The sequence below is a fragment of the Microbispora sp. NPDC088329 genome (assembly GCF_040685655.1).
Classification (GTDB): Bacteria; Actinomycetota; Actinomycetes; order Streptosporangiales; family Streptosporangiaceae; genus Microbispora.
On the sequence record NZ_JBFBIP010000014.1, the window covers coordinates 170,152 to 183,018 of the forward strand.

Annotated in this window: 11 protein-coding genes; all 11 read left to right on the top strand. The window is 72.5% G+C overall.

Annotated elements, in window-relative coordinates; genetic code table 11:
• Nucleotides 1–196 precede the first annotated feature (196 nt).
• The 11 genes from AB0O28_RS25075 to AB0O28_RS25125 all read left to right on the top strand — a co-directional run bounded on the left by AB0O28_RS25075 (nt 197) and on the right by AB0O28_RS25125 (nt 12,863).
• Nucleotides 197–1,771: a DAK2 domain-containing protein gene (locus tag AB0O28_RS25075; RefSeq protein WP_363644074.1), complete on the top strand. Its 1,575-nt coding sequence runs from the start codon at nt 197–199 to the stop codon at nt 1,769–1,771.
• A 36-nt stretch (nt 1,772–1,807) separates the two neighbouring features.
• Nucleotides 1,808–3,970: an ATP-dependent DNA helicase RecG gene (gene recG, locus AB0O28_RS25080; RefSeq protein WP_363644076.1), complete on the top strand. Its 2,163-nt coding sequence runs from the start codon at nt 1,808–1,810 to the stop codon at nt 3,968–3,970.
• 423 nt (nt 3,971–4,393) lie between these two features.
• A complete protein-coding gene (rsmD, locus tag AB0O28_RS25085) occupies nt 4,394–4,963 on the top strand; it encodes a 16S rRNA (guanine(966)-N(2))-methyltransferase RsmD (RefSeq protein ID WP_363644078.1) in 570 nt (189 codons plus the stop codon).
• Nucleotides 4,964–4,979: 16 nt separating this feature from the next.
• On the top strand, nt 4,980–5,456 hold the full coding sequence (coaD, locus tag AB0O28_RS25090; protein WP_363644080.1) for a pantetheine-phosphate adenylyltransferase: 477 nt from the start codon (nt 4,980–4,982) through the stop codon (nt 5,454–5,456).
• 70 nt (nt 5,457–5,526) lie between these two features.
• Entirely contained in the window at nt 5,527–6,081 is a 555-nt protein-coding gene (locus tag AB0O28_RS25095) for a DUF177 domain-containing protein (protein WP_363644082.1), read from the top strand.
• A 1-nt stretch (nt 6,082) separates the two neighbouring features.
• Nucleotides 6,083–6,262, top strand: a complete 180-nt coding sequence (rpmF, locus tag AB0O28_RS25100) for a 50S ribosomal protein L32 (RefSeq protein WP_030506036.1) — start codon at nt 6,083–6,085, stop codon at nt 6,260–6,262.
• Between the two features lie 278 nt (nt 6,263–6,540).
• Entirely contained in the window at nt 6,541–7,290 is a 750-nt protein-coding gene (gene rnc, locus AB0O28_RS25105) for a ribonuclease III (RefSeq protein WP_363644085.1), read from the top strand.
• Nucleotides 7,291–7,305: 15 nt separating this feature from the next.
• Entirely contained in the window at nt 7,306–8,181 is an 876-nt protein-coding gene (mutM, locus tag AB0O28_RS25110) for a bifunctional DNA-formamidopyrimidine glycosylase/DNA-(apurinic or apyrimidinic site) lyase (RefSeq protein WP_363644087.1), read from the top strand.
• Nucleotides 8,182–8,240: 59 nt separating this feature from the next.
• Nucleotides 8,241–8,501: an acylphosphatase gene (locus tag AB0O28_RS25115; RefSeq protein ID WP_363644089.1), complete on the top strand. Its 261-nt coding sequence runs from the start codon at nt 8,241–8,243 to the stop codon at nt 8,499–8,501.
• Between the two features lie 188 nt (nt 8,502–8,689).
• The gene (locus AB0O28_RS25120; RefSeq protein WP_363644091.1) at nt 8,690–8,884 is read left to right on the top strand and encodes a hypothetical protein; all 195 of its coding nucleotides are present in this window, start codon (nt 8,690–8,692) and stop codon (nt 8,882–8,884) included.
• A 265-nt stretch (nt 8,885–9,149) separates the two neighbouring features.
• Nucleotides 9,150–12,863, top strand: a complete 3,714-nt coding sequence (locus AB0O28_RS25125; protein ID WP_363644093.1) for an AAA family ATPase — start codon at nt 9,150–9,152, stop codon at nt 12,861–12,863.
• The last annotated feature ends 4 nt before the right edge of the window (nt 12,864–12,867 follow it).

Consider the following 12,867-nt stretch of genomic DNA (forward strand, 5'->3'; position numbering starts at 1 on the left):
GCGCCGGTGCAGCGGCTCGTCCGAGCAATGCCGGGACAACCGGCTGGCCACACGAGGATATCCGATGTTCGCCGGTGCACGCCAAACGGGACTCCGGCGGACGGGGATAGTCTCGTACCCGCCAACGGTAGCGCATCGAGGGGCCGGAGCGGGTAACGCATCGAGGGCAAGAGCGCGCGGAAGGAAGGTCGGCCGGATGCTCAAGGTGCTCGATCCCCCCGCGGTGCGCCGGTGGTCCCGCCACTGCGCGGCGGCCCTCGGCCGGGCCAGGGCGGACATCGACGCGCTCAACGTGTTCCCCGTCCCGGACGGGGACACCGGCACCAACCTGCACCTCACGATCCTGTCGGCGGCCGAGGCGCTGGACGCGCTGCCCGGCGACGCGGACGGGGGCGCGACGTGGGAGGCACTGACGCGCGGCGCCCTGCTCGGCGCGCGGGGCAACTCCGGTGTGATCGTCAGCCAGGCGCTGCGAGGCATGGGCCAGGTGCTGGGGCGCGCGCCGGGAGGCGGCGCCGACCTGCGTGAGGGCCTGACGAGGGCGGCCGAAATGGCCAGGGCGGCGGTGATGCGGCCCGTGGAGGGCACGGTGCTCAGCGTGCTGTCGGCCGCGGCGCACGCCGTACGCGACGCGCCGGACGACCTGAACGAGGTGGCCCGCCGGGCGGCGGACGAGGCACGACGGGCCCTGCGCCGGACGACCGGGCAGCTCGGTGTGCTGTCCCGCAACGGCGTGGTGGACGCGGGCGCGGCCGGGCTGGTGATCCTCCTGGAGAGCCTGGCGGAGGTGGTGGCCGAGGCGTACAGCGAGCGGCACGAGGTGCCCGCCCCGGCCGCGCGGATCGCACCGGAGGAGCTCGGGCGGCAGGACGCGGACGGCCGTGGATACGAGGTGATGTACCTCCTGGACGCGGGCGCGGACGAGGCGGACCGGCTGAGGGACGAACTCGACGCGCTCGGGGACAGCCTCGTGATCATCGGGGGAGAGGGCCTGTGGAACGTCCATGTCCACGTGGACGACGCCGGCGCGGCGATCGAGGCCGGGCTGCGGGCCGGGCGCCCGCACCGGATCAAGGTGACCTACCTCGGGGGACGGCCGCACGAGCCGGGCCCGGCGCGGGGCGTCGTCGCGGTCGCCGCGGGGGACGGCCTGGCGGCGCTGTTCCGTGAGGCGGGAGCGGTCGTCGTGCGGCGCGAGCCGGGCTCGGCGCCGTCGGCGGCGGCCCTGCTGCGGGCCGTCCGCGAGGCCGGGACCGAGGTCGCCGTGCTGCCCAACGACGCGGCCGTGCACGACGTCGCCGTGGCCGCCGCGGAGATCGCCAGGGAGGAGGGCGTGACGGTCAGCGTCCTGCCCACCCGGGCGTCGGTGCAGGGCCTGGCCGCGCTGGCCGTGCACGACCCGCTGCGCCGCTTCGACGACGACATCGTGGCGATGACCGACGCCGCCGGGCACACCCGCCACGGGCACGTGTGGGTGGCCGACCGCGCGGCGATGACCAGCGTCGGGCTGTGCCGGATCGGTGACGTGCTCGGCGTGGTGGACGGCGAGGTCGCGCTGATCGGCGCGGACCTGGCCGAAGCCGCGGTCGAGGTCGCCCGGCGCCTGGTGTCCGGGGGCAGTGAGATGGTCACGCTCGTCACCGGCGCCGGCGCGTCCGAGTGCCTCCTCCGCGCCGTACGCGATCATCTGGAGCGCGTCCGCCCGGATCTGGAGATCGTCGTGTACGAGGGCGGGCAGGGCGGCTATCCCCTCCTGATCGGCGTCGAGTAGCCGGATTGTCGGCCCACAGGGGTAGTAATTGGTGTCGTGACGAGCTTCGACGAGCCGCTCAAGAAGGTGGTCGGCAGGTCGGCCGCCCCGCTGGAGAGCGCGCTGGGCATCAGCACGGTCGGTGAACTGCTGCGCCACTATCCGCGGCGGTACGCGCAGCGGGGGGAGCTGACGCCGATCGCGTCGCTGGAGCACGACGAGCACGTCACCGTGGTCGCCAAGGTGTCGTCCGCCGTGCGCAGGCCGATGAAGAACCGGCAGGGCACCTGGCTCGACATCGAGGTGACCGACGGCGAGGAGAAGCTGCACCTGGCCTTCTTCGGCAAGGGCGCCTACGTGGCCGAGCAGCGGCTCACCCCGGGCACCGAGGCGATGTTCTCCGGCAAGGTGAGCGTCTTCGCCGGCGGGAGGACCAGGCGCGTCTCGCTCACCCATCCCGAGTACGAGTCGTTCGACGAAACGGAGGAGACGGCCGAGGAGTTCGCCTCCGCGCTGGTGCCGATCTACCCCTCCGGGCAGGGGCTGCCGAGCTGGAAGATCCGCCGGGCCGTGCGCACGGTGCTCGACGTGCTGAGTCTGGACGACCCCGTGCCCGGCGAGATACGGGAGCGGCTGGGGCTGCTGCCGATCGAGGAGGCGCTGCGGCGCGTCCACCGGCCCCGCAGCCAGGCGGACGTCGGCCGCTCGCACGATCGGCTGAAATTCGACGAGGCGTTCGTCCTGCAGGCCGTTCTGGTGCGGCGGCGCATCGCCGCCTCCGCCTGGCTCGCCAGGGCCCGCCCCGGGCGCGACGACGGGCTGCTGCGGGAGTTCGACAAGCGGCTGCCGTTCCAGCTCACCGACGGGCAACGGCAGGTCGGCGAGGAGATCGCCGCGGACCTCGCCCGTGAGCATCCCATGCACCGGCTCCTGCAGGGCGAGGTGGGCGCGGGCAAGACCGTGGTCGCGCTGCGCGCGATGCTCCAGGTGGTCGACTCCGGCGGCCAGGCCGTGCTGCTCGCGCCCACCGAGGTCCTCGCCCAGCAGCACCACCGGTCGATCGTGAACATGCTCGGCGATCTCGCGACCGGCGGCATGTTCGGCGGGACGGCGGTCGCGCTGCTCACCGGCTCGATGGGGGCCGCCGCGCGGCGGAGCGCGCTGCTCGACGCGGCCTCCGGCGCGGCCGGCATCGTGATCGGCACCCACGCCGTGCTGCAGGAGCACGTCCAGTTCGCCGACCTCGGGCTGGTCGTCGTGGACGAGCAGCACAGGTTCGGTGTCGAGCAGCGCGACGCCCTGCGCGAGAAGGGCGGCGGCGGGCGTCCCCACGTGCTCGTCATGACGGCGACGCCGATCCCGCGCACGGTCGCGATGACCGTGTTCGGCGACCTGGAGGTCTCCACGCTGTCCCAGCTCCCCTCGGGCCGGGCTCCGATCACCACCCACGTGGTGCCCGCCGCGGAGAAGCCCCACTTCCTCGACCGCGCCTGGCAGCGGGTCCGCGAGGAGGTCGGCCTGGGCCGCCAGGCGTACGTGGTGTGCCCGCGCATCGGCGACCAGGAGGGCGACGAGGGCGACCTGGCGAAGGACGACGACGAGCGCAGGCCGCCCCTGGCGGTGCTCGACGTCGCGCGCATGCTCGCCGAGGGGCCGCTGGCCGGTCTGCGGATCGAGGCGCTGCACGGCAAGCTCCCGCCCGAGGACAAGGACGCGGTGATGCGCGCCTTCGCCAGGGGCGAGATCGACGTACTGGTCGCGACCACGGTCATCGAGGTCGGCGTCGACGTACCCAACTCGTCGGTGATGGTCATCATGGACGCCGACCGTTTCGGCGTCTCCCAGCTCCACCAGCTGCGCGGCCGGGTGGGCCGGGGAGGCCTGCCCGGGCTGTGCCTGCTCGTGAGCGAGGCCCCGGAGGGCACCCAGGCGCGCCGCAGGCTCGACGCGGTGGCCACGACCCTCGACGGCTTCGAGCTGTCCCGTGTCGACCTGGAGCAGCGCAGGGAGGGCGACGTGCTCGGCGCGGCCCAGTCGGGGCGCAAGTCGTCACTCAAGCTGCTGCAGCTTCTGCGCGACGAGGACGTGATCGAGACCGCCAGGACCGAGGCGACCGCCCTGTTGTCCGCCGATCCCGAGCTGTCGGCCCATCCGGGCCTGCGCGCCGAGATCGACACCATGGTCGCCGACGAACGCGCCGAGTTCCTCGAGAAGGCCTGAACGCCGTCCCCGCCGCGGCGCCCCGCGGGCGGGGGCGCCCGCGGCCTGCGCCCGCGGGCGCCGCGGTATGCGCCCGGAAAGTGACGCCCGGAAAGTGAAACGGGCGCCGTGTCAAACACGACGCCCGTTGAATGACCCAGGGCCCAGCCTTGGGACGGCCTCCCCCCGAATGCCGTCCCCGGCTGGGCCCACCCTCGGGTCAGGTGCCGAGGGCGCCGACGTGCGGAAGGGCTCACGACCACGCCGGCCGGCCTTCCCCTGGGTCACCGTGAAGGCCGCAGAACTCATGATGCGCATGTGACGGAGCCCGCGATACGGCTCTTACTCATTCGTCGCCGCCGCTTGCCCACTCTTGACCTGCTCGATCTTTCGGGCCCTCCGCCCGCCGTACGGAAAGGGCGCCGGGGGCGGGACAATGAGGGCGTGACGCGGGTGATCGCAGGGACGGCGGGGGGACGCAGACTGGCCGTGCCGCCGGGGAAGTCGACCAGGCCGACGAGCGACCGCACCCGGGAGGGCCTGTTCGCCACCGTCGGTTCCGTGCTCGGCTCGCTGGAGGGGGCCCGGGTCCTCGATCTGTACGCCGGGTCCGGCGCCGTGGGGCTGGAGGCCCTGAGCAGGGGGGCCGCCCACGCGCTGCTGGTCGAGTCGGAGGCCAAGGCCGTACGCACGATCAGGGAGAACATCGCGTCCCTGGGGCTGCCGGGGGCGTCCCTGCGGGCCGAGAAGGTCGAGCGGGTGGTGGGCCGGCCGTGCGAGGAGCCGTACGACTTCGTCTTCGCCGATCCGCCGTACGCCGTCTCGGACGAGGCGGTCTCGCGGGTGCTGCTGGCGCTGCACGACAACGGCTGGCTGGCCGAGGGCGCGCTGGTGGCCGTCGAGCGGGAGTCGAGGGGTAAGGACCTGATGTGGCCCGTGGGCTTCACGGAAGACAGGGTCCGTCGGTACGGTGAGGCGGCCGTTTGGTACGGTCGCGCAGCCGGGAACCCGTAGATCATGGGGGTGCGCCTTGCGTCGCGTCGTCTGCCCGGGGTCGTTCGATCCCGTCACCAACGGACATCTGGACATCATCGGCCGGACGTCACGGCTGTACGACGAGGTCGTCGTGGCTGTGCTCATCAACGTAGAGAAGCGCAGCCTGTTCACCGTCGACGAGCGCATCGAGATGCTGCAGGCGGTGACGAAGGAGTACGGCAACGTCCGCGTCGAGAAGTTCCACGGCCTGCTGGTCGACTTCTGCAGGCAGCAGGGCATCCCGGCCATCGTGAAGGGCCTGCGGGCGGTCAGCGACTTCGACTACGAGCTGCAGATGGCCCAGCTCAACTATCGGATGTCGGGCGTCGAGACGCTGTTCATGTCCACCAACCCGGAATACTCGTTCCTGTCGTCCAGCAGGCTCAAGGAGATCGCCCGGTACGGCGGGGACGTCTCCGGCCTGGTCCCCGACCTCGTTCGCCAGCTGCTCGTGGAGCGGCTCAGAGGCTGAACCGGGGCTGGTATTCTTGCCTTTCAGCCTTGCACGACGGCGGTGATTCGCCATGCCTAACGAGAGCAGGATGAGTCTGCACAGCCTCGATCCCCGAGCCCCCTGGGTGATCTCCACCCACGACCTGGGGCGCCGACCGGGATCGATGCGCACGCTCAGCCCGGTCCTCCCGGCACCGGCGGACCTCGCGGTCGGAATGATCGGCGTTCCCAAGGACGCCGACGTCGAGCTGGACATCCGGCTCGAGGCGGTGATGGAGGGCGTGCTCGTCACGGGCACGGCGCAGGCTCCCCTGACGGGGGAGTGCTCGCGCTGCCTGGACCCGTTGACCTCGGAGATCGAGGTCGACTTCCAGGAGCTCTACTTCTACTCGGCGGAGGACGCCGGAGAGGACGATCTGCTCCTCGACGGCGAACTGCTCGATCTCGAGCCGGTATTCCGTGACGCGGTGGTGCTCGCACTGCCGCTGAGCCCGGTGTGCGGTGAGGACTGCCCCGGTCTCTGTGCGGAGTGCGGGATCAGGCTGGCGGAGGCCGGCCCTGACCACCGGCACGAAACCGTCGACGCCCGCTGGGCGGCGCTGCAGGGTTTGGTTGTGGAACAGGAAGACGATCAGGAGGGTTGACGTGGCCGTCCCCAAGCGGAAGATGTCGCGGAGCAACACCCGCGCCCGCAGGTCCCAGTGGAAGGCGGCGGCGGTCGCACTCGTGAGCTGCCCGCAGTGCCGCTCGCCCAAGCGCCCGCACGTGGCGTGCCCGACCTGCGGCACCTACAACCGCCGTCAGGTCGTCGAGCCGTCGGCCTGATCGCGCGTAGAGCGTTGCCTCGCGCAGCAATCGGAAACGCCGGCCGGATCGTCAAGGCGAGCCGGTCGGCGTTACCGTGCTCTTAAGGAACGTGCGGCTTTCAGGGAACGTGCGGTGGCGGTTGGACGGTACGCACCGACATGCACGCCCGCGGCCGTGGTGGACGCCGGGGCCATCGGCTCCCGGCGGACCGGCGTCCACCACGCCTTCGGGCCTTCGGCCGGTCCACCTGCCTCCCGTGCACGGCCTTGCCTGCACATAGGAGTTGGGAGGATTTCATGGCCGCGCCGTCTGTAAAGCCCGTGCCCGTCGAGGTCGCCAGAGACGAGCTGTTCCAGACTCTGGACGTCCGGCTCAGCACCGGCATCCTTGAGCGGGCGCTGACGCACCGCTCGTACGCCTACGAGAACGGTGGGCTGCCGACGAACGAGCGCCTGGAGTTCCTGGGCGACTCGGTGCTGGGTCTCGTGGTGACGGACACGCTGTTCCGCAACCACCCGGACCTGCCGGAGGGCCAGCTCGCCAAGCTGCGCGCCGCCGTGGTCAACATGCGGGCGCTCGCGGACGTCGCCAGGACGCTCGACCTCGGCAAGTACCTGCGGCTCGGCCGCGGCGAGGAGGGCACGGGCGGCCGGGACAAGTCGTCCATCCTGGCCGACACGCTGGAGGCCCTGATCGGCACCGTGTACGTCGACAAGGGCCTCGACGAGGCGTTCCGGGTCGTCCACCTGCTGTTCGACCCGCTCATCACGCGCTCGGCGTCGCTCGGTGCCGGGCTCGACTGGAAGACGTCCCTGCAGGAGCTCACCGCCGCCGAGATGCTCGGCGTGCCGGAGTATCACGTGGACGAGAGCGGGCCCGACCACGCCAAGTCGTTCTCCGCGATCGTGCGCGTCGGCGGCAAGGAGTACGGCAAGGGCGCGGGGCGCAGCAAGAAGGAGGCCGAGCAGCAGGCGGCGGAGGCGGCCTGGACCGCGATCCGCGCGCTGCGCGACGCCCGCGACGGCGCCGGGCCCGTACGGGCCTGACCCGGGAGACGGCGCATGCCCGAGTTGCCCGAGGTAGAGGTCGTCCGCAGGGGCCTGGAGAGCTGGGTCGCCGGCCGTACGGTGGCCGCGGCCGAGGTTCTGCACCCCAGGGCGGTCCGCCGCAACGTCGGCGACCTGCCCGCCCAGCTCAAGGGCCGCACGGCGGGGTCGGCCGAGCGGCGCGGCAAGTACCTGTGGCTGCCCCTGCGGGACGGCGCCCAGGAGGAGCCGGAAGAGGCCCTGATCGCCCACCTCGGCATGAGCGGCCAGCTTCTCGTCGTCGACCCGTTGTCGCCCATCGAGAAGCACCTGCGCGTGCGCATGGGCTTCACCGACGGCGGCCCGGAGTTACGGTTCGTCGACCAGCGCACCTTCGGGCATCTCCTGGTGGCCCCGATGACCTCCGGTCCCGCCCGGCCGGTGCCCGAGCCGATCGCGCACATCGCCGCCGACCCGCTGGAGGACGCCTTCGACGACGAGGAGTTCGCCGTGCGGCTGCGGCTGCGCCGTACGGGGGTCAAGCGGGCGCTGCTCGACCAGTCGCTGATCAGCGGCGTGGGCAACATCTACGCGGACGAGGCGTTGTGGCGGGCGCGCCTGCACTGGGCGCGGCCGACCGAGACGCTGACCCGGCCGAAGATCGCCGAACTGCTGGCGGCGATCCGCGCGGTCATGGGTGAGGCGCTGGAGCAGGGCGGCACCTCCTTCGACAGCCTGTACGTGAACGTGAACGGCGAGAGCGGCTACTTCGACCGCTCGCTCGCGGTGTACGGCAGGCGGGACGAGCCCTGCCGCCGCTGCGGGACGCCGGTCCGCCGGGAGGCGTTCATGAACCGGTCCTCCTACAGCTGTCCGAAATGCCAGCCCCGCCCCAGGAACGCCCGTCCCTGAGTGGGCACCCCGGCCTGTCGCGGCCGAAATCGATCTGGATACTTGTAGGCGTGGTTCGGATGACGGCATGGGTCCGGGGACGGGTGCAGGGTGTGGGGTTCCGCTGGTGGACCCGGGCCCGCGCACTGGAGCTCGGGCTCGTCGGGTGGGCCTCGAACCTGGCCGACGGGAGGGTCGAGGTCGTCGCCGAGGGCCCGAGGGAGTCGTGCGAGCGGCTCCTGTCGTTGTTACGCGCCGGCGACACGCCCGGCCACGTTGAGGGGGTGGTTGAGCGCTGGAGTGATGCGAAGAGAGGTATCGCCGGGTTTGTCGAGAGGTAGGGCTTCCCTCAAACCCCTCAAATCCGGTATATTTATCTAGCGAGAGTGCCCACCGGCACGTCTGTGCGGAGCGTTCAGCTTGACCGTCTCCAATGCCGGTGCGACTCTTGAGAGGAACCACGCGCACCCCTCCCGCGGCATGAAGTGCGCGAACCAGTCTGGTCACTCAGCGTGGAGGACCCTTTACTATGGCGAAGGCTCTACTCGGCCACGTCGGCGGTCCTGATCCTCGTATGATCTCGGAAATGCGCCGTCTCCAGCAGCGCGTCCGCGACCTCGAGGCAGAACTCACCCGGCTTCAGGCCCAGAACGACGCGCTCACGGCGCAGACTCGTGATGAGGACCTGGTCCGGCTGCAGGATCGCGAGCCGGCTCTCACCTGAGAACCGGCCGGAAGAGAAGGATTGTAGGGACGCCCCGCAAAGGCGTCCCTTGCCATTTCCGCCGCCGTTCCCGGGGAATCGATTCACCGGCTGACCGATCTCAGGGATCGTTCGCCCGTGGAATGGGCGGACTGCCCGGCTTGTCTTATCCCGCTTTCGGTCCAGGCCCCGCCGCGTGGGCCGCCGGTGCCTATCCCCGCGTACCCGGCCTGCCGGAGCTGTAGTCTTTCCCCCCAAACGCCAGGCGGCATCGAGGGGGGCGGACGTGTATCTGAAAACGCTCACCTTACGCGGCTTCAAGTCCTTCGCCTCGGCCACCACCCTCCGATTCGAGCCGGGCATCACCGCCGTGGTGGGCCCCAACGGCTCCGGCAAGTCCAACGTCGTCGACGCCCTCGCATGGGTGATGGGCGAGCACAGCGCCAAGTCGCTGCGCGGCGGCAAGATGGAGGACGTCATCTTCGCGGGCACCTCCAGCCGCCCGCCGCTCGGCCGCGCCGAGGTCACGCTGACGATCGACAACACCGACGGCGCGCTCCCGATCGACTACACCGAGGTCACGATCAGCCGGCTGATGTTCCGGTCCGGCCAGAGCGAGTACGCCATCAACGGCGACACCTGCCGCCTGCTCGACATCCAGGAGCTGCTGTCCGACTCCGGCATCGGCCGGGAGATGCACGTCATCGTCGGCCAGGGCCAGCTCGACCAGGTGCTGCACGCGGGCCCCGAGGAGCGCAGGGCGTTCATCGAGGAGGCCGCAGGCGTGCTCAAGCACCGCAAGCGCAAGGAGAAGGCGCTCCGCAAGCTCGACGCGATGCAGGCCAACCTCACCCGCGTGCAGGACCTCGTGACCGAGCTGCGCCGCCAGCTCAAACCATTGGGCCGCCAGGCCGAGATCGCCCGCAAGGCGGCCGTCATCCAGGCCGACCTGCGTGACGCGCGGCTTCGCCTGCTCGCCGACGACGTGATCACCCTCCGCGACACGCTGCAGCGGGAGGAGGCCGACGAGGCGGCCGTACAGGCGCGGCGGGCCCGGGTGGAGGCGGAGCTGGCCGAGGGCCAGCGGCGGGAGGCCGAGCTGGAGGCGGCTGAGAACGAGGCGCAGCCGCGGCTCAAGGCCGCCCAGGAGACCTTCTACCGCCTCTCCGCCCTGCGGGAGCGGCTGCGCGGCGTGGAGAGCCTCGCGGCAGAACGCCGGCGTCACGCCGCCGACGCCGCGTCGATCGAGCGGCGCGGGCGCGACCCGGAGGACCTGGAACGCGAGGCCGCCGAGGTGCGGGAGCAGGAGCGGGTGCTGGCGGAGGAGCTGGACGAGGCGCGCGAGCGGCTCGCGGCCGCCGTCGAGGTGCGGGCCGAGGCCGAGGAGGCGCTGGCCGCCGAGGAGCGGCGCCTGACCGCCGCCGCCCGCGCCGCGGCCGACCGCCGTGAGGCCCTCGCCAGTCTCCGGGGCCAGGTCGAGTCGGCCAGGAGCCGGGCCAGGGCCGCCGGAGACGAGATCGGCAGGCTCACCAAGGCCGTCGAGGACGCCACCCGGCGCGCGGAGCAGGCCCAGGACGAGCTCGACGCGCAGGCGCTCGACGAACAGCCGGCCGACCCCGAGCTCGCGGCGGAGCTGGAGGCCGCGCAGGAGGGCGTGGACCTCGCTCGCGCCGCGGTGGAGGAGGCCAGGGCCGTGGCCGAGCAGGCCGAGGCCGTGGTGGAGCGGGCGCGGGCCGCCCTGGCCGCCCCCAGGGACGCGCTGGCCGCCGCCAGGGCCGCCGTGGGCACGGCCCGCGCCGCCGACCAGGAGTCACAGCGCGCCGTCGCCGCTCTCCAGGCGCGGTGCGAAGCCCTGGAGATGAGCCTCGCCGGGGGAGCGGACGGGGCCGCCGCGCTGCTCGGCGCGGGTCTGCCCGGCGTGCTCGGCCCGATCGCCACACTGCTGGCAGTACGCCCGGGGGCGGAGGCGGCCGTCGCGGCCGTGCTGACCGTGGACGGGGTCGCCGTCGCCTCGCTCACCGCCGCCGTGGCGGCCGTCGAGCACCTGCGCGAGGCCGACGCCGGCCGCGCCGCCCTGTTGATCGCCGGCGACAGGAACGGTGACGGCGGGCGGCCGGAGGTGCCCGTCGCGGGCGCCGAATGGGCCGCCGATCTGGTGACCGTGCCGGACGAGCTGCGCCCCGCCGTGGAGGCGCTGCTGGCCGGCGTGGTCGTGGTGCCCGACCTGCTCACCGCGCGCAAGGTGGTGGACGCCCACCCGGAGCTGCGGGCCGTCACGACGTCGGGCGACCTGCTCGGGGTCCACGCCGCGCACGGCGGCTCCGGTGGCGGGGTCTCGCTGCTGCAGATGCGTACGGCCCTGGACGAGGCCGCGGCCGATCTCGCCACCGCCCGGGCCGAGGCCGAACGGCATGCGGAGGCGCTGGCCGAGGCCGTGGCCGCCGAGCGGGAGTGCCAGCTCGCGCTGGAGACGGCGCAGGCACGGGTCGCGGAGGCGCAGAGCGGTGTGAGCGCCGCCCAGAGCGGCGTCAACGCCGCGCAGAACGGGCTGAACACGGCGCAGGCCGGGCTCGACCGCCTGCGCGGCAGGCAGCGGGAGGCCGACCAGCGGGCCGCGGCGGCGGCCAGGCAGCTCGCCCGGCTGGAGGCCGCCGTCAAGGCCGCCCAGGACGAGGCGGCCCGGCTGAGCCGATCGGTGCTGGACGCCCAGGAGGCGCGCGAGCAGGCTCAGGCCATGGTCGTGGAGCTGGAGGAGCAGCTCGCCGAGGCCGAGTACGCCGCCGAGCTGGAGGCGGAGCCGACCACCGACACCCGGGACGAGCTGGCCGCGGCCTGCGGCGTCACCCGGCAGGCCGAGATGGAGGCCCGGCTGACCGTCCGTACGGCCGAGGAGCGGGTGCGGGGCATCGCGGGCCGCGCCGACGCCCTGCTGCGCGCGGCCCAGCGCGAGCGGCAGGACCGGGCCCGGGCCGCGGCCGACCGGGAACGTCGCCGCAGGCAGGCGGAGATCGCCGCGGCGGTGGCCGAGGGCGCCCGGGCCGCTCTGAACGCCCTGGAAGGCTCACTCGCCCGGGCCGCCGGGGAACGTGATGAGGCGGAGCGGGCGCGCGGGCAGATCGACGCCGAGCTCAAGCAGGTGCGCCTGCGCGTACGGGAGCTCAGCTCCGAGCTGGACGCCCTGGTCAACCGCGTCCACGGCAGCGAGATGGCCAGGACGGAGCGCCGGCTGCGCCTGGAGCAGATGGAGCAGCGCGCCCTGGAGGAGTACGGCATCGAGCTCGAACCGCTCATCGCCGAGTATGGGCCGGGCGTGCCGGTGCCCGGCGACCCGCCGGTGCCGTACGTCCGGGAGGAGCAGGAGAAGCGGGCCAGGACGGCCGAGCGGCAGATGGCCCAGCTCGGCAAGGTCAACCCGCTGGCGCTTGAGGAGTTCGCCGCGCTCGAGGAGCGGCACGCCTTCCTCACCTCGCAGCTCGAAGACCTCAAGAAGACCCGGCGCGACCTGCTGCTCGTGGTCAAGGAGGTCGACGACCGGGTCGAGCAGGTCTTCGCGGCGGCGTTCGAGGACGTGGCGCGCGAGTTCGGGGAGATCTTCCAGCGGGTCTTCCCCGGCGGGGAGGGCCGCCTGCTGCTGACCGACCCGGAGGACATGCTGACGACGGGCGTCGAGGTCGAGGCCCGGCCGCCCGGCAAGAAGGTCAAGCGCCTGTCGCTGCTGTCCGGCGGCGAGCGGTCGCTCACGGCGGTCGCGTTCCTCGTCTCGATCTTCAAGGCGCGCCCGTCGCCGTTCTACGTGATGGACGAGGTCGAGGCGGCGCTCGACGACACCAACACGCAGCGGCTGCTCACCCTCTTCGAGGAATTGAGACAGACCTCACAGCTCATCGTGATCACGCATCAGAAGCGCACGATGGAGATCGCCGACGCGTTGTACGGCGTGTCCATGCGCGGAGACGGTGTCACCCAGGTCGTCAGCCAGCGCCTCCGGGAGAAAGTCTAGATAG